Annotated in this window: 15 protein-coding genes; 6 read left to right on the plus strand and 9 right to left on the minus strand. The window is 63.1% G+C overall.

What is annotated here, in order from left to right:
* Positions 1 to 400: 400 nt before the first annotated feature.
* From ACZ9BC_RS18195 to ACZ9BC_RS18210, 4 genes are read right to left on the minus strand one after another with little or no spacing between them, the layout of a single operon-like run.
* On the minus strand, positions 401 to 1630 hold the full coding sequence (locus tag ACZ9BC_RS18195) for an acyl-CoA dehydrogenase family protein (protein ID WP_476247148.1): 1230 nt from the start codon (positions 1628 to 1630) through the stop codon (positions 401 to 403).
* A gap of 32 nt (positions 1631 to 1662) precedes the next feature.
* Positions 1663 to 3231, minus strand: coding sequence for a class I adenylate-forming enzyme family protein (locus tag ACZ9BC_RS18200; RefSeq protein ID WP_476247149.1), 1569 nt, complete (start codon positions 3229 to 3231; stop codon positions 1663 to 1665).
* A gap of 15 nt (positions 3232 to 3246) precedes the next feature.
* The gene (locus ACZ9BC_RS18205; protein WP_476247150.1) at positions 3247 to 4716 is read right to left on the minus strand and encodes an aldehyde dehydrogenase; all 1470 of its coding nucleotides are present in this window, start codon (positions 4714 to 4716) and stop codon (positions 3247 to 3249) included.
* 10 nt (positions 4717 to 4726) lie between these two features.
* Positions 4727 to 5584: a p-hydroxycinnamoyl CoA hydratase/lyase gene (locus ACZ9BC_RS18210; RefSeq protein ID WP_476247151.1), complete on the minus strand. Its 858-nt coding sequence runs from the start codon at positions 5582 to 5584 to the stop codon at positions 4727 to 4729.
* Positions 5585 to 5717: 133 nt separating this feature from the next.
* Here ACZ9BC_RS18210 and ACZ9BC_RS18215 point away from each other — a divergent pair, with 133 nt between their 5' ends.
* The gene (locus ACZ9BC_RS18215) at positions 5718 to 6209 is read left to right on the plus strand and encodes a MarR family winged helix-turn-helix transcriptional regulator (RefSeq protein ID WP_476247152.1); all 492 of its coding nucleotides are present in this window, start codon (positions 5718 to 5720) and stop codon (positions 6207 to 6209) included.
* 24 nt (positions 6210 to 6233) lie between these two features.
* Here the strand turns inward: ACZ9BC_RS18215 and ACZ9BC_RS18220 are convergent, their stop codons facing one another.
* The gene (locus ACZ9BC_RS18220) at positions 6234 to 7049 is read right to left on the minus strand and encodes an IclR family transcriptional regulator (protein WP_476247153.1); all 816 of its coding nucleotides are present in this window, start codon (positions 7047 to 7049) and stop codon (positions 6234 to 6236) included.
* Positions 7050 to 7200: 151 nt separating this feature from the next.
* Between ACZ9BC_RS18220 and ACZ9BC_RS18225 the strand changes: the two genes are divergently transcribed.
* The 5 genes from ACZ9BC_RS18225 to ACZ9BC_RS18245 all read left to right on the plus strand — a co-directional run bounded on the left by ACZ9BC_RS18225 (position 7201) and on the right by ACZ9BC_RS18245 (position 12805).
* On the plus strand, positions 7201 to 8316 hold the full coding sequence (locus tag ACZ9BC_RS18225; RefSeq protein ID WP_476247154.1) for an alcohol dehydrogenase catalytic domain-containing protein: 1116 nt from the start codon (positions 7201 to 7203) through the stop codon (positions 8314 to 8316).
* A gap of 9 nt (positions 8317 to 8325) precedes the next feature.
* Positions 8326 to 8970 (plus strand): cysteine hydrolase family protein, encoded by a 645-nt coding sequence (locus ACZ9BC_RS18230; RefSeq protein WP_476247155.1) that lies wholly within the window; start codon positions 8326 to 8328, stop codon positions 8968 to 8970.
* 91 nt (positions 8971 to 9061) lie between these two features.
* A complete protein-coding gene (locus tag ACZ9BC_RS18235) occupies positions 9062 to 10195 on the plus strand; it encodes a sugar ABC transporter substrate-binding protein (protein WP_476247156.1) in 1134 nt (377 codons plus the stop codon).
* 28 nt (positions 10196 to 10223) lie between these two features.
* Positions 10224 to 11756, plus strand: coding sequence for a sugar ABC transporter ATP-binding protein (locus tag ACZ9BC_RS18240; protein WP_476247157.1), 1533 nt, complete (start codon positions 10224 to 10226; stop codon positions 11754 to 11756).
* A 44-nt stretch (positions 11757 to 11800) separates the two neighbouring features.
* The gene (locus ACZ9BC_RS18245) at positions 11801 to 12805 is read left to right on the plus strand and encodes an ABC transporter permease (protein ID WP_476247158.1); all 1005 of its coding nucleotides are present in this window, start codon (positions 11801 to 11803) and stop codon (positions 12803 to 12805) included.
* A gap of 422 nt (positions 12806 to 13227) precedes the next feature.
* On the opposite strand, the gene ACZ9BC_RS18250 is transcribed toward ACZ9BC_RS18245, so the two are convergent.
* The 4 genes from ACZ9BC_RS18250 to ACZ9BC_RS18265 are packed head-to-tail and all read right to left on the minus strand — an operon-like array spanning position 13228 to position 17170.
* Entirely contained in the window at positions 13228 to 13968 is a 741-nt protein-coding gene (locus tag ACZ9BC_RS18250) for a molybdate ABC transporter substrate-binding protein (RefSeq protein ID WP_476247159.1), read from the minus strand.
* A gap of 1 nt (position 13969) precedes the next feature.
* Complete coding sequence (locus tag ACZ9BC_RS18255) at positions 13970 to 14878, minus strand: dioxygenase family protein (protein WP_476247160.1); 909 nt, start codon at positions 14876 to 14878, stop codon at positions 13970 to 13972.
* A 10-nt stretch (positions 14879 to 14888) separates the two neighbouring features.
* Entirely contained in the window at positions 14889 to 15950 is a 1062-nt protein-coding gene (locus ACZ9BC_RS18260; protein WP_476247161.1) for a maleylacetate reductase, read from the minus strand.
* Entirely contained in the window at positions 15950 to 17170 is a 1221-nt protein-coding gene (locus ACZ9BC_RS18265) for an FAD-dependent monooxygenase (RefSeq protein WP_476247162.1), read from the minus strand. The genes ACZ9BC_RS18260 and ACZ9BC_RS18265 overlap by 1 nt, the downstream gene beginning before the upstream one ends.
* Positions 17171 to 17271: the final 101 nt, after the last annotated feature.

Raw genomic sequence — 17271 nt, forward strand, 5'->3', positions numbered from 1 at the left:
TCAGAGCTGCAGCGAACGACGTTTAAGGGCGGGTGGGTTGCGGCAGCTGACGCCTCAGCTCTTAACCAGTTGCAGCTGGTGTGATTGGATCCAAACTTCGTAGCCGTCCTGTTTGCCGAGCAATACGCTGTCGACACCCTCGGATGATAGCCAGAGCATTGTTGAATCAGGGGTAGCTGACTCCACAGTTCCGTTTCGGATGAAGACCCCATATCGGCGGATCTCCACGGTGGCGGAGGGCAAGCGGTACCAATCGTCAACTCTGAATCTCGTCACCGTGATTCCCGTTTTTGTGTGTGTCTGCGGCAATGTGATCATCAAGGCGGACAAAGGCCGCTTGTTTGCCTGACTCTGGCCTCCAGGCGCCGCGCGCGTGTGAAAAACGGTCTGAGCGGGCTAGCTACTTGGTGAATGCGCTGCGGCCGGTGATGGCTCTACCCACGACCAGGGTGTTGATCTCTTTTGTTCCCTCGTAGGTGTAGATCGCTTCGGCATCGGCGAAGAACCGGCCGACATCGTTTGAGAGGAGGATGCCGTTTCCTCCGGCAATTTCTCTGGCCGAGGCTACGGTTTCGCGCATACGAGAGCACGTCCAGGCCTTCGCCATCGCGGAGTCCTGGTCCCGGTAGACGCCCTCGTCCTGCTGCTGGGAGAGCCGGACGACCATGCCGAGAGAAGCGATGGTGTTGCCGAGCATGCTGACGAGTTTGTCTTGGACCATCTGGAACCCGGAGATGGGTCTTCCGAACTGTTCGCGGTCCGTGGCGTACTTCAGTGCTGCTTCGTATGCTCCTGCCTGCACGCCGGCGGCGAACCATGCAACCCCGGAGCGCATGGAGCGGAGCAGGTCGGCAACGTCGGCGAAGGAATTGATGCGCGCCAGCCTGAACTCTTCAGTTACTTCAACGTTGTCCAACGAGATGTCTGAGTTCTGGACCATGCGCAGCGACATCTTGCCGCCGATGTTTTTCATGGTGACGCCAGGTGCGTCTGTTTTCACGAGGAAGGCTTTGATTTGGCCGTCGGCGACATCGCGGGCAAGGACTGCGAGGTAGTCAGCGAATGCAGCGTTTCCGATCCAGCGTTTTTCCCCGTTGATGACCCAGGTGTTCCCGTTTCTGCGGGCGGATGTTGTTAGTCCGCCGGCGATATCGGAGCCGTGCTCTGGCTCAGTGAGGGCAAAAACGCCGGTCATTTCAAAGGAATCGATGAGCGGCAACCAGGTCTTGGCCTGGTCCTCGCTGCCGCCGCGCAGCACGGTTGTCCGGAAGAGCCCGGACTGGCCGTTGTAGTACGTTGCCAGCGAGGCGTCCGTGCGGGCCAGTTCGAAGTTGCGGAAGCCTTCGTAGAGGGACCGTGGTTTGCTGCCGTCGGAGGTGAGGGACGCCGGGGTGATGAGGTCCAGCGCTGCCAGGGGCTTGATGAGGTGGGCCGGGAACTCGCCCCGCTCCCAGTAGTCGGCCAGCAGGGGCTTGGCTTCCGTTTCGAGGAAGCCACGAAGTTTGAGGAGTTCTCCTTGCTCGGCATCGGTGAGCAGCGCTTCATAGTTCATGGGATCGCAGTCGCCGTAAAGGCGGGTCCGGGGAGTTGTTTTCTCGGACTGCGCGGTTTCGTGGGTGGCTGCGGTCATCGTGTTTCCTTCTGCATTCGTGTGGCTTGGGGTTAGGGCTGGGCCGGCGGGAGGACGCGGAGCTCGCGCCGGAGTAGCTTTCCGACAGGGCTGCGGGGCAGTTCTTCCCTTCGTTCAATCTGGCGCGGGAGTTTGAACCTGGCCAGATGAGGGCGGAGGTATTCCTGGAGCTCCTTGAGTTCAACGTTGGACTCGGAGACGATCACGGCGGTAATGACTTCACCCCACAACGGGTCGGGTCGGCCAATCACCGCGGCGTCCAAAATTCCGGGGTACCCGGCGATCAGGTGTTCAATTTCTGCCGGGTCAACGTTCTCCCCGCCGGTAATGATGATTTCCTTCGAGCGGCCGGTGATGCAGAGATCACCGTCGGCATCAATCAGGCCCCTGTCACCGGTAATAAGCCAGCCATCGACGAAGGCTGCCTCGGTTGCTTTGGCGTCCCGCCAGTAGGACGATGCGGTATGTGGTCCGCGGACCAGGATTTCACCGGTTTCCCCTGGCGGGAGGTCGGTTCCGTCCGCGGAGACAATGCGGACGTCCGTCAGCAGGGCCGGCGTCCCGGATGATTCTGCTTTGCCCGAGGCGTCGGTCCGCCGCCTGAAGCTGATGGAGGGCCCGGCCTCGGTCATTCCATAGGAAGCCAGCACGGGGACGTTCCGCGCAGACCAGAGGGCGACGAGTTCCGGTGGCATGGGTGCCCCGCCTCCGAGGATCCAGCGAAGGCTCGAGGTATCCGCGTCGGCGAAGCCGGGAGTTTGAGCCATCAGGGTAAGCATTGAGGGAACGGCGAACATGGTGGTGATTCCGTATTCACTGATCTGTTCGAGGCAGCGGGATGCGTCGAACTTGCTGTCAATGATTACGCTGCCGCCCTTGTGCAGGGTCGCGACGGCAATCGTGTTCAGTGCGGCAATGTGGGAAAGCGGGGTGTTCACCAGTGTCACGTCGTCGCTGGCGATGTCCAACCCCAGAAGGGTGTTGACACCGTTGAAGAACAGCGCGCTGTGGGTGAGGAGGACGCCCTTGGGGTGCCCAGCGGTGCCTGAGGTGTAGATGATGATGGCGGGGCTGTCAGCCTCCGGCTGGATTTCTCCGACTTCCGCAGCGGTCTTGACCGGGATGGATGGAAGCCCGTGGCGGGATTGGGCTTCGAGTTGGATAATGCTGACCTCGGTGTCCGTTCCGACGGCTCCAAGAGCCGTCGGAACGGAGCGCTCCGATACCAGGATGGTTGTTGCGGAGAGATCGCGGAGGATGAACTTCACATCCGCGGCGGGAGCCGCGATTCCTATCGGGGTAAAGACCGCTCCGATACGTGAACATGCATAGAGCGCCGTGAGTATTTCCGGGCGGTTCTCGCTGACGCAGACCACTCTGTCGCCTCGCCGGACGCCTTGGGACGTCAGGAACGCGGCTGCCGCATGGATCCGTTCGAGCAGTTCCCCGTAGGTGATGCGCGCCCCGTCGTGGATGATGGCGGTGCGCAGGGGCTGTCGGAGCGCCCGGCGCTCCACCAGCTCCCCGTATCTCAGCCCGGGGAACTGGCCCGTTTCCTGCCCCTGCAGGGCAGGGCCGTCGGAAGCTCCGGCAATACTCACAAGTGTCTCCATTGACTAGATAGGGTAGTGGCGTTCTTCAGTTGAAACGGTAATCCACCGCAGTTCGGTGAATTCTTCCAGGGAAGCTGCGGAACCGAACCGCCCGAAGCCGCTGGACTTTACTCCGCCGAAAGGCATCTGTGCCTCATCGTGGACGGTGGCTCCGTTGATGTGGCAAATACCGGACTGGATGCGACGCGCCAGCCCCAGTCCGCGGCTGACGTCGCTGGTGAACAGGGCCGCGGCCAGGCCGTACTCCGAGTCATTTGCAACTTCAATGGCTTCGTCGGCGCCGTCAACCTCAATGATCGGCGCCAACGGGCCGAAGGATTCCTCGGTGTAGATCCTGGCAGCCTTGGTAACACCCGTGAGGACCGTGGCGGGAAAGTACAGTCCATCGGCTTCGCCGCCTGTGAGGACTGTTGCACCCTTCTCGACAGCGTCGCGAACCAGAGCGGTGACGTGTTCGACGGATGCCTCGTGGACCAACGGGCCGAGTTGAGTCGCCGGGTCTGAGGGATCGCCTACGACCAGCTTGGCGGCCCGCTCAGCCAGCAACTGGCTGAACTCCGCTGCGACGGCCTTGTCCACGATGATGCGTTCGGTGGACATGCAAATCTGGCCCTGGTTCATGAACGCCCCGAAGGAGGCGGCCGCGGCTGCGGCCTCAAGGTCAGCGTCTTTGAGCACGATGAACGGGGCTTTGCCGCCCAGTTCCATGACGGAACGCTTCAGGTTCCTCCCGGCCTTTTCGGCGATGATCCGGCCAACCTTCGTGGACCCGGTGAAGTTGATAACCCGGACCGCTTTATGGGTGACCAGAGCGTCGACGACCTCGGCGGCGTCTTCGGGTGCGTTGGTGATCAGGTTGGCGACGCCGGCAGGAAGACCGGCATCGATCAGGCATTCGATAATCGCGGAGTGCGTCGCCGGAGTCTCTTCGGAGGCCTTCAGTACCACGGTGTTCCCGAAAGCCAACGGCATAGCCACAGCGCGCACTCCAAGGATCAGCGGCGCGTTCCACGGGGCGATACCGACAACGACGCCGACCGGTTCACGTACAGCCGTCGCGGAGAGCCCGGGCACGTCTGAGGGGATGACCTGGCCGACCGTGGAGTAGACCTGGGCGGCGGCTTCGCGGAGCATGTTGGCGGCGAGCATGGCGTTGAAGTGGCACCAGGCAGCTGCAGCCCCCATTTCCTTGCCCATGACGGCGGCAATGTCGTGGCTGCGTTCGGTCAGCAGCGTTGCAGCTGCCTCCAGAATCTTTCGGCGCTGGGCCGGCGGGGTGGCCGCCCATACCGGAGCTGCGGCAGCTGCAGCGTCGACGGCACGCTCTGCATCAGCTCGTCCGGCCGCCGCGACGGTAGCCACCGTCGCCCCGGTCAAACGCTGGATCTTGTCGAAGTAGCGTCCGCTGGCGGGATCGGCGGCCTCGCCGGCGATCCTGAGGGGAACTCTGACAATGTCTGTCGCTGTGGTCATCACGGACTCCTTACTCTGCGGTCGCGGTGGTGTAGGTGCCCAGGCCGGGCCGGTACGTCTTCTCGTCCAGGAACTGCGTCATGCCCTGTTCCCTGGCGTCGGTGTCGAAGAGGATGGCCTGATCGTGCTTGGCGTACAGGAAGTCCTCAGCAGTTTCCCAAGACATGAGCCGGGAGTGCCGGAAGCCCATCTTGGTACCGCGTACGACCCACTGGCTGAGGCTGGTCAGCTGCTTCGCCAGCGCGATGGTGCGTTCGCGCAGCTGATCGGCCGGGACGGCCTCGTTAACCAGCCGCATCTGGGAGGCCCGGCGGCCATCGAACTGTTCGCCGGTCATGATGTAGTACATCGCGTCCCTGGTCGGGATGGTCTCGGCCAGGGCCCGGGTCACCAGGTTACCGGGAGTGACGCCCCAGTTCACTTCGGAAAGGCCGAAGGTTGCATCTTCGGCGGCGATGGCCAGGTCGCAGGAGACCAGGGGCACGAATGCACCACCGAAGCACCAGCCGCTGACCATGGCGATGGTCGGCTTGGGGTAGCTGAGCAGTTTGCGGTACTGCCAGTTCGTCCCCTCGGTGCGGACCTTGTTCTGTATTGAACGGGGCTTGCCGTCCGTTTCGCGGAAATACTCCTTCAGGTCCATCCCGGCGGACCAGGACTCTTCGGTTCCGGTCAGGACCAGGACTGCGCACCGGTCATCCGTTTCGAGGTATTCGAGCGTGGCGTACATTTCACGGTTCAGCGTCGGATTCATCGCATTGCGCTTTTCCGGGCGGTTGAAGCGGATCCAGGCGATGCGGTTCTCGTCGAACTCGACCAGAACGGTGTTGCCCCAGGGCTCCTCGGGGGTGGTGTTTTCAACTGTCATGACAATCCTTCAGCGGAATGGGTGGGGTGGATGTGGTCCCGGCGTCGGCCCATCACAGGATGGGGCGAGCTCCGGGAGGAGTATCAGTGTTTCTGATACAAGTGGTATCAGGCATTCTGATAAGCTGTCAACCATGTCTGCAGAAGTTTCCGGCGCCGGCCGTCACGGGGAGCACATTACTGACGAACCGCACGCCCGTGTGACCTATCTGGTGAAGCGCCTGGAGTCCGCGGTCCGGCGGGACCTGGACGCGATCATGCAGGAACAGGGGCTGACCACCCCGCAATACGCCGCCCTAAGCATCCTGCGAAGAAGTCCGGGCCTTTCATCGGCCCAGCTGGCCCGCCGGTCTTTCGTCACAGCTCAGTCGATGCAGGTAATGGTCGCCGCTTTCGAGCGCAGTGGTTTCATCGAGCGGCGTGCTGATGCGGGGCATCAGCGGATTCTGCGTAACTTCCTCACGGCCGCGGGCGAAGCTGTCCTTGCACGCAGCGAGGAAGCCGCCGACCGAATCGAGAAGCAGATGCTCGCCGGGCTCAGCGACGCCCAGATCAGGCGCCTGCGCGAAACCATGGAGGCCTGCGTCCAGAACCTTCTGGCCGACGGGCCTGAACCGCTGCGGTAGGCGTGCTGCGGCGGCTACCCTGCCCTATACCGCCCGGCTCCCTGCCTGCCGGTGCAGACGGGGGCTGATGGTGGAGGCGGCGTGACTGCCGGCGAGGGCGTGGGAGAGTCCGCGCGCCGCCATCTGCACGAGGAGTTTCATCTCTTTCAGATCCCTGGCCCCTGGTGAACTCAGGAGTGAAACCGCAGCGATACCCACTTCCGGCGGACCGAATACGGGGGCCGCGCAGGAAACTGAACCCGGGGTCAGTTCATTTTCTGACGTGGCCACGCCGTCGCTCCTGATGCGGTCCAGTTCCAGACGAAGGACCTCCGGGTCGGTATGTGTATTCGTTGTGTAACGGGCCAAGGGTGAAGCCAGCACGGCGTCCCGGATCTCAGGTTCGGCGTATGCCAGCAAGACCTTTCCGGAGGAGCTTGCGTGAAGAGGCAGCCTGCCCCCGGCCCGGCCGGCCGCGGGCACACCACGGGTTCCGGCGATCCGCTCTATCAAAAGAGCATCAGTGCCGTCCATGACGGCGATGAGCACATGCGCCTTCGTCGTTTCCCAGAGGCTTTGGAGGAATGGCATGGCCGCCTCCCTCAGGCCATAGCTGCGGTTGGACCTTGCCGCGATCTCCCAGAGCCTGACTCCGATGGCATAGCCGCCGCCGGATGTGCGCTCGAGACCGCCCCAGGTGACCATGTCCTGGATGAGGCGATGGACCGTGCTGGTGGGCAGGGCAGTGAAACGTGCGATGTCGGACATCGACAGCACCGTGCGCTCTCCGGCGAAGGCGTCCAGAACGAGAAAAATTTTCGCGGACACCGACTGCCCGGGAGTTGAGCTGTTGCCCGCCATTGGACGCTCCTTGGATGTCAGAGGATCTTATTCACCTCTTGCAGTTTAGTTTCCCACTGAGTGGGCATGCGTGTCACCCGTCACATCAGAGGCTCTTATATTGAAGTCAACGGCGTGATGCCGGCCCTCAAACATCTCACAGGAGTGAACAGTGACCAGGACAATGATGTCAGCCCGTATGCACGAGGTCGGAGCGCCGATGGTGCTGGAGGAGGTACCCCTTCCCGAGCCCGGCCCGGCGGATGTGCGGGTATCTGTGCAGGCCTGCAACATCGTGCCGAACCTCGCGAACATTCTCGCGAACTGGACGACCTGGTTTCCCCAGAACCCCCTTCCGGCCCTGCCGGCCATTTTCGGCCTCGACCCGGCGGGCGTCGTCGAAGCGGTAGGTTCCGACGTCCACGGGTTCGCGCCGGGGGACCGGGTGTACGTCAACCCGGGTCGCTATTGCGGTGGATGCCTGGCCTGCCGCCGCGGAGACCATATCAACTGCACCAGCTACGCGTTCTCCGGCTACTTTGGCTTCACGCCGACGGCTACCAAAATGTTGGACCGCTACCCTTACGGTGGACTGGCCGAGTACATGATCGCCCCGCAGTATGCGCTTGTTAAACTGCCGGATTCGGTCAGCTTCGAACACGCTGCCCGCTTCGGCTACCTTGGCACCGCGTACTCCGCCCTGCGTAAAGCCAACGTCGGGACCGACACCACCGTGCTCATCAACGGCATCAGCGGAACCCTCGGCCTCGGCGCCGCCCTGTACGCACTCGCCCTCGGCGCCACACAAATCCTGGGCACCGGTCGTGACCACGCCCTGCTCGAAAGGGTCCGCGCCCTGGCCCCCGAACGGATCCAGACGTTCTCCAGCCTCGACGGACCGATCGATGAATGGGTACACAGCGTCACGGACGGCGGAGTCGACGTCCACATCAGCACCCTTGGCCCCGGCACACCCCACGAGCCCTTCATCCAGGGCATGAAATCCCTGCGCCGCGGCGGAAAGGCCGTCAACATCGGAGCCACCGCAGGGGACGTCCCCATTGACGTCCACCACATGATGGACCAGCAGCAGCAGCTGATCGGCTCCGTCTGGTTCACCGCAGGGGAGGGCCAGGACATGGCAGCCATGGCTGCCAACGGCATGGTCGACTTGTCCATCCTCGAAAACGTGGTCTACCCGCTCGCGAAGGTCAACGACGCAATCAACGGCATCGAGAACCGCCACGGCGGCTTCAGCAACTACATCATCAGCCCGAACGAAAAGTAGGACACTGCCATGACCACCAACGAGCTGCAGCTGGATCCCGCCCGCACGGCACTGGTAAACGTGCACTGGCAACAGGACATCGTCACCGCCCACGGGGCGTTCGCTCCCTTCTTCGCCGAGGCCGTCCAACGGCACGGCGTCATCGACAGGACCCGCGCCCTGGTGGAAGCCGCCAGGAAATCCGGCGTGCCGGTCATCTGGGCGCGCGCCGCCTTCCAGGCCGGCTACCCCGAACTCGTCATGAACACCGGGCTCAGCCACGCCATCAAGGACCTGAACGCCCTCGTGGAAGGAAGCCCCGGAGCGCAGATCATTGAGGAGCTGGCTCCACTGGATTCTGAACCGGTGGTCAGCCACCCCGGCACTTCCGCGTTCCCGGTCACGCCCTTGGATTCGATCCTGCGCCGCCTCGGCATCGAGACGGTGCTCTTCACCGGTGTGGCCACCAACATCACGGTCGAAGGAACGGCCCGGGATGCCGTGAATCTCGGATATCGTGCGGTCATCGTCTCGGATGCCTGCGCTGCGGCAACGGATGCCGCCCATGAGGCCACCCTTGAGACCTTTTCGCTGCTGGGGCAAACAGCCACAGTCGAGGAAATCCGGGCCGCGCTGCAGGGCGTCGCGGCACAACCAGTTGGCTCGGCCTCTTAGCCCGCCCCTTCACCCCTGCCGTGTTCTACCGTGCGGTCCCCGGCTGGGGACCGCACACACATCCGCTGCTTCACACCGTCGAAGGAAGAACATGCCCAAAAATCGAATCAGGTCCTCAGCGCTGACGCTTGGGGCCTCCACCGCACTGATCCTCTCCCTGGCCGCCTGCGCAGGTTCCTCTCCCGGCCAGTCAGACCAAGGCCTTGACGGCGCCGGCCAGCAGGCGTTGGCGCAGGCGAAGGACTTTGTCGAAAAGTCCCAGTCGAAAGTCACAGAGGCGACTCTGGCCTCCGACTCACCTGCCATCGCCAAGGACATCTCCATCGTCGTCATCCCCTGCACCTACGCGGCAGAAGGGTGCAAGCGGGTGGCCGACTCCGTACAGGAGGCCGGCAAGACGCTGGGCTGGGACACCCGCATGATCGACCCGGCCGGGGACCCTGAAAAGATGCGTCAGGCCATCCGCACAGCCATGCAGCTCAAAGTCGACGGCATCGTGCTCGGGGCAATTCCGGAAATCCTGGTCAAGGACGATGTTGCCCTCGCCCGGGCCGCCGGGATCAAGGTCGTCAACGCCATGGAACCCAATTCCAAGGAATTCGCTGATGCGCAAACAGGCACGGACAACGTCCAGGCCGGCCGCATGAACGCCGCCCTGCTCACCGTTGAAACCGCGGGCCTCGGCCGCGTCGTCACCATCAATGATCCCCAGTTCCCTGCCGTCATCGGCTGGCATAAAGGCTTCACGGAAGGACTAAAGGAATTCTGCCCCTCCTGCACCATCGTCAAGGAAATGGAATTCCAGTTGTCCGGACTGCAGACCACCCTGCCCCAGGAGTTCCAGGCCACACTGACGGCCAACCCCGACATTAACGCGATCTGGGCAGCCTACGATCCTGTTGTCACCGCGATCACCCCCGTCATCGAACGCTCGTCCAATCCCGACATCAAGATCGTGTCCCACAACGCGGACCCGTCCTCCCTGAAAGACCTGCAGGCAGGCGACAAACCGGTCTCCGGCTCCGTCGGGTACTCCATCGAATGGATCGCCTACAGCGCAGTAGATCAAATGAACCGCTTGTTCAGCGGTTCCCTTGCAGACGCCGAACGCCAGCGGACGGTGCCGAACAAGCTGATCACCCCCTCGAATGTCACTACGGTGCCATGGGATGGCGACGCGGACTGGAAAAACGCGTTCCTCACCGCCTGGAAATCGGCCAAGTAGCAGCCGGCCCCGGATCCAGGACACCAAGATGATCAACTACGCCGTCGCATGCGAGGACCTGAGTATCTCCTTTGTCGCCACTAAAGCACTCAAGTCGGTGACCACCGGCTTCGAACGCGGAAAGATCACCGCACTGCTGGGCATGAACGGTTCCGGCAAATCGACGCTGATCAAGGTCCTCGCGGGAATATACCGACCCGATCCCGGATCCCGGATCACCATCGCGGGCTCCCCGATCGCGGGGCACCTGACACCGAAGCGCGCCCACGCCTTGGGGCTGCGGTTCCTCCACCAGGAAGTCGGGCTGGTGGAGCCCTTGACCATATCGGACAACTTCGCCATGGTCGGGCGCTTCAGAGCCCCCTTCGCACTGGGTCCCATCGCCCAGCGGGAACAGGACGAATATGTCGCCCAGGTCCTGCAACGTTTCGACCTGCCGGTTCACCCGCAAACCAAAGTCGCTGACCTCAGCCCGACCCTACGGACCATGGTCGGGATGGCCCGGGCGTTCCAGCACGACGGCGAAGACGAGGACGTGTTCGCCAGGAACGTTCTGGTCCTAGATGAACCCACGGCATCACTTCCCGCCGATGAAGTCCACGCAGTCATGGCCACCGTTGAGCGACTGCGCGACCACGGGGGCACGGTCATCTACGTCAGCCACCGCACAGAAGAAGTCAAGCGGCTGGCAGACAACCTCATCGTCCTTCGGGACGGGGAACTCGTGGTGGAAGAGGCGGTAGCACACCTGCAGATCCCCGACATCGTCTCCAGGGTCGTAGGACAAACCATCGCAGCCAAAGAACCACGCCGGACCGACCTCAGCGGAACACCCGTCGTGCTTGAGGCCAACAACCTCCAAGGAACCACGCTCCAGGACGTGAGCCTGCAAATCCGGGCAGGTGAAATCCTCGGCGTGGCAGGGCTCGTCGGGTGCGGGCGGAGCGAGCTAATCCGCCTGCTCTCCGGCGCGCAACGCCCACACCAGGGAACAATGCAGCTCAACGGCCAGCCGTACCAGCCCACGCACCCGGGAACCGCGGTGAAACGGGGTGTCGTCTCGGTGCCACAGGACCGCCGGGCCGAAGGATGCATTCTCGGCATGGCAACCAACGACAACCTGACCATGGGCAGCCTGGACACCTTCTTCAAAGGCGGACTCCTGCGCCTGAAATCCGAATCCCTTTCGGCCCAGGGTCTTGCCGAAACCTACCAGGTCAAGACCGGGGACATCCGGTCGCCCATCAGCACCCTCTCGGGCGGTAACCAACAGAAGGTTGTTATCGCCAGAGCAGCCAGCCGGGCAACGGAAGTGCTCCTGCTCGACGAGCCCACGCAAGGCGTCGACGCCCTGGCCAAGCAGGAAATATGGAACATCATCCGCGGATTCGCAGCAACTGGAAAAGCCGTCGTCGTCGCATCGACCGACTTTGATGAGTTCGTTGGCCTGTGCGACCGCGTCATCGTCCTGGACCGCGGAGCCATTGCCGCCTCCGCCGCCGGCCCCGACGAAATCACCGAAAAACAGCTTGCCCTCCTCTGTGCCGGCGCGGACCAATGACGTCCCGCAGCCAGTCACCCTCCACGAAAAGGATCACCACAGCAATGGTTTCCACCATCACGAAAGCCCGGCCGAAGCCGGGCCCGGCTCGTACCCGACCAGGGCCGGCCGCATTTCTCACCCGCTACGGCGTTATCGTGTTCCTGGTTCTCCTCTTCACCATTTTTGCGCTGCTGATGCCCCGGACCTTTCCGACGTCAGGGAACCTCGTGGCAATCGTCGCCGACCAGTCCATACCCATCATCCTGGCCCTGGCGGCCATCCTTCCCCTGGCCGCAGGGGAATTTGACCTCTCCATCGCAGCGGTCCTGGGCTTTTCCTCAATTCTCTCCATCGCCCTATCGAACGCCGGGCTGCCCCTGCCGCTGGTACTGGCAGGAACTCTCGTTTTCGGCCTGCTGGTCGGAGCCGTGAACGCCTTCTTCGTCGTCAAAATCGGCATCAATGCCTTCATCGGAACCTTGGCAATGGCCACCATTCTTGCCGGCCTGAACCTGCTGCTTACCCGCGGATCACTGATGACCCTTGAATCGGACGAGTTCGCCAGGCTCACATCCGTGCCCGGCTCCCGGATCCAGATCGTCATCGCGTACGCCCTCGTTCTCGTGCTCGCCGTCTGGTATCTGCTGGAGCGCACACCTTTCGGCCGATACCTGCGGGCCACGGGCATGGGTCGCCCGGCAGCCCGCCTCAGTGGCGTGCGAACCGAGCGCTACCTCACATCCTCGTTCGTGCTGGCAGCGCTGCTTGCCTCCTTTGCCGGATTCCTGCTGGCATCCCGGTCCGGAAGTGCACCGCCCACCTTGGGGCCGGAGTTCCTCTTGCCGGCCTACGCCGCCGCATTCCTGGGGGCGGCCACCATACGCCCGGGCTTCTTCAACGTATGGGGCACAGTCGTCGGCGCATTTCTCCTGGCCGTGGGCAGCAACGGCCTGACTCTGATGGGCGCCCAGACCTGGGTGGCGAATGTCTTCAACGGGGTGGCCCTGCTCGCAGCAGTGTCGGCCTCCGTGATCGTGGCCCGCAGAGGAGTCAACGGCAGGGCATAACCGGCCAAGGCGTTCCGGATGTGCGAGGCCCCTGCACATCACGAAAAATGATGGGTCAGCTGCATGGGTAAGCGGTCCCCGGGCTAATGCCTTGGGACCGCTTACTTGCGGGCTTTGGGCAGTCCGGGCAGTCCCCGGGGACGTCCGGGCGGCCCCCGGGAATGTGCTCCGGCAGCGGAGTCGGAGAATCCCGCTCGCGCCAACACGCTGCAGATAGTCGGCTTCACCGGAGGATTGGCCAGGAGAAACACCGCCCGGTTCGTATGTAACGGGCGTGGCCGGGAGCGTGTCGCGTAGCCTCTCCAAGGGTTCACGTCCCCGTCGGCAAACCCGTCAATTAAGGCACCCAGCAGGGCCGGACGACCGGCCCCTGCTGGGCAACTGAAGCCGGCCCTGCTGGGTCCGCTGGAAGGTGTCCCTTGTCAGGGGGACTGCAGGCCGCTGGCACGGTAGGCGCGTGCAGCCAGCGGGCCGGATAAGAAGCCAAAGAGGGCTGAGGCCAAGGCATCGTTAAGAGCCGTGCGCGATATCGTCGCAGAGAACGCAGTGTAATGCTGGACGGGGTGGGGGAGTGGGCCAATGACCGCTGCCTCGGGGACGAGCATCAGTTCACTTAGCTGATGGATGGCGATATCAGCCCGTCCGTCGATGAGAGCGTAGGCGGTGGGGCCCTGGTCAACAATGGTGCACCGGGAATTCACCTGGTCCGCTATGCCCAGGTCCCGAAGCAGGCGTGCAAAGTAGATGCCGCTCGGTCCGTGCCGCGAATAAGCGACAGAGCGTGCGGTGGTCAGGGCGCCGATGAGCCCGTCAACTGAGCCGATATCGGGGCGGCGGGCTTCCGGGGGAACCGCCACTCCTATTCCCGACTTCGCGACCGCCTTACACGATGGCAGGTCGAAGATGTCAGTGACAGCAGAGGCCTCCAGCGACCCTGTTGTTCCTACGAAGATCCCTGGCCGCGCGCCTGCTTCAATCCGCTGCAGGAGCAGACCCGTCGGCTCAAAGAGAACATCCACGGTTGTTCCGGTCGCCCGCATGAAGGCCGGCAGGACGTGCTCTTCCACGGCCTTTTTTAGGGCCACCGCACAGAACAGCGATAAGGCGGAGCCGGACACAAGGTCCGGCACCGCCCTATCGGCCGATGAGCTGGTGACGGTCATCTCAGATGTGCACCGGGGCGAGGACGATGTCAAAGCGCGTGCGGGCCCAGGACTGGTTGTCCAGGTCGCGGCCGTCAGGGGTGGGGGTGCCGGCGGGCTGTGTTTCGAATTTCTTGATCAACGAGTCTTTGACGCCGAACACTGAGTCACCAATTTCGATCTGAGGATCTCCCTCGACGAAGATGTGCGTCACCAGGGGCCGCAGGCCGTCAGCGGTGACCATGAAATGCAGGTGCGAAGCGCGTACGGGGGAGCGGCCCACGGCTGCCAGCATTTTACCGACAGGCCCGTCGTGGGGGATGGGGTAGGGGGTAGGAGTGAGGCCCCAGAAGGCGTACTTCCCGTCCTGATCAGCATTCAGGTGTGCGCGGCCTGCCACACGCTGATCGGCGTACTGGACGTCGTAGAACCCGTCTTCGTCGGCTTCCCAGACTTCAATGCGGGCGCCGGGGACCGGGCGCCCCTCGGTGTCCGTAACGGTGCCTTCTACCCAGCATGGCTGGCCGTTGGCACCTCCGGCGATGTCTCCGCCGATGGGGATTTCCGGGGCGTCTGCGACAAAGAATGGGCCGAAGACCGTAGCTTCGGTTGCATCCTTGTATGCCTGGTTGTTCATGGCGATGGTCTGCATGGACGCTCCGAATACGTCGGAGAGGAGTACGAATTCCTGGCGTTTGTCATCGGTGATGTGCCCGGCCGCGGTGAGAAACTCGATGGCTGCATTCCATTCCTCCTCTGCGAGGCGCACTTCGCGGAGAAAATTGTGCAGGTGCCTGGTCAGGGACTGCATGAGCTGCTTCAGGCGCTGGTCCTCGGCCTTGCTGAAGGATGCGGCGACGGTGTCCACGAGTTGTTGCTCGACGGCAACCTGCTCGGCGGAGATCTGCTGTGTTGACGACTGGATACTCATGAGGGGTTCCTTAAAGTCCGGGGGTGGTGCCCGAGTAGGCGGAGCGGAGGAGTTCCTCGAGGTTTTCCTCCGTGACCGGGCGCGGATTGGAGGCGGGGATTGCCGGCAGGATCAGCCGGACCGCTTCGGGAATGTTTTCTTCGGCCAAGCCGTGGTCTTTCAGGGCCTTGGGTGCGCTAAGGGTCTGGCGCAGGGTGTTGAGTCCGTTGAGGGCGTTGTCGGTTCCGAAGGCGGCGGCGATTCTTGCCTCCGCATCCGCCGCGCAGGGTGCGTTGAATGCCAGGACGTAGGGCAGGACGGTGGCGTGTGTTTGGGCGTGGGGCATGTTGTAGGCCCCGCCCAGGACGTGGCAGATTTTGTGGTGCATCCCTGAGCCGGCGGAAGCAAAGGCAACCGCGGAAAGGTACGCCCCGTACAGGGCCTGTTCGCGGCCCAAGAGGCTTGACGGGTCATCCTTGGTCAGCGGAAGGCCCTGGTTCAGCGCGCGGATTCCCTCCGCGGCCAGCGCCTGATTAATCGGGTCAGCACGTGGAGCCCACATCGAATCAACACAGTGGGCCAATGCGTTCAGGCCTGAAGCGACGGACAGGTCCACGGGGAGAGACAGCGTCAGGGCTGCGTCATAAATCACCGTGAGAGGCAGGACCCTGTCGTCCACACCCGTGGTTTTTCGGGATGCTTCGGTCAGTCCCCAGACGTTGGTGGCTTCGGATCCGGCATAGGTTGTCGGGACGGCGATGATGGGCAGCCCGGTGGTCATGGCAATGGCTTTGGCCAAGCCCGTGGTTGAGCCGCCGCCGACGCAGACGAGTACGTCAATGCCTAGCTGTTCGGCTGCAGAACGTGCCTTTTCTGCCTTCTCGATGGGTACGTGGGGTGCGACGTCGTCGTAGAAGGACGCGACGTCGATTCCGGCGGCCACGTCGGCAGCGATCTGTGCCTCGAATTCGGCGGCGATCACCATGACACGCCTGGATCCCAGCCGCGAGACCTCTGCGGCGAGGTTTTCAGCTGCTTTGCCGGAACCGAACAGCACCCGCTGTCCCAGGGTCACATGTTCAAAAGCAGGCATCAGACCAACGCCTCCCTCGCTGCGAGCTCCGCGTCATGACCATAGAGCCAGCCGTTGCTGAGCAGCGGATCGCCTTGGGACAGGGCGTCGTCGCGCTCTCGTTGAGCTGGGCCGTCGGGCAGGTGGTTGATGTGTTTGCGGGCGCGGCTGAGCTGCTGGATTTTTGTCGTCCGGCTGATGCGCACCTGCTCATAGGTCCGAAGGGCGCGGGCCGGGTCCTCTGGGTCGTCAGCCAGGCACTGTGCCAGGGCAGCTCCGTCTTCGATGGCCTGGGCAGCGCCCTGGGCGAAGAAAGGGAACATGGGATGGGCGGCGTCACCGAGCAGGGTGAGCCGGCCATAAGACCACTGCGTCAACGGTTCGCGGTCCAGGAGTGCCCAGCGTCCCGGAGTGCCGGCCGCCCGGATAAGCTCCGTGAGCCGGCCATCCCAGCCGTCAAATTCGGCAAGCAGTTCATCGACCGTCGATTTCGTGCTCCATGATTCCGCAGTGAAGTCCCCGGCGGGACCGAAAGCCACAATATTGACGGCGCTGCCCCCCGATATCGGGTAGTGCACCAAATGGTGGTCCGGACCGATCCACAACGTCTGGGCAGCCCGACGTGCAAATTCAGGCGCATCCTCCATGGGCACGATCGCCCGGTACGCGCACATGCCCGAATATTCTGCCGGTCCGGTGTCAGCAATCGCGTTCCTCACCACCGAGTGGACTCCATCGGCGCCGATAAGGATGTCTGCATCGGCGGTGGTGCCGTCATCAAAGGTGAGCTTCGCGCCGTTCTCGTGCGGGCGAACTTCTACACAGCGTTTGCCCAGACGCAACCACTCGGAAGGGACCGCGGCTTTGACCGCATCCAGCAGATCTGCGCGGTGGGCGACATAGGTGCGTTCGCCGTACAGTTCCTCGCACCTGCCTGTGAGCTGCTCTGCAGAGAGGACTGCGCCGTCCTGCCAGCGACGGAACTCCCATCCCACATCCAGGGGCACGGCAGTCTCCAGGAACGCATCAATGTGACCGAGCCGACGTATCAGACGAACAGCGTTGGGAGAGACAACCAGGCCGGCTCCAACAGCACCCAACTCCGGGGCCTGTTCGTAAACTGTCGCGGTCAGACCGGCACGGTGCAGGAAACCGGCTGCCGCCAGCCCGCCAATCCCGCCGCCCAGAATGACGATGCGGGGACCTCCCGGCTCCGCTGTCCTCTTCGTTTCAGTACTCATGTTTATCGCCTTCCGGGGGGAGTGTCATATCGCCAACACTCGGTGCTGTGAGGTTGGGGTTAATCCATAGTCCGTGCCCCTAACTGGCGTGCGATGATGAT

Source organism: Pseudarthrobacter sp. TE3704 (assembly GCF_056279405.1).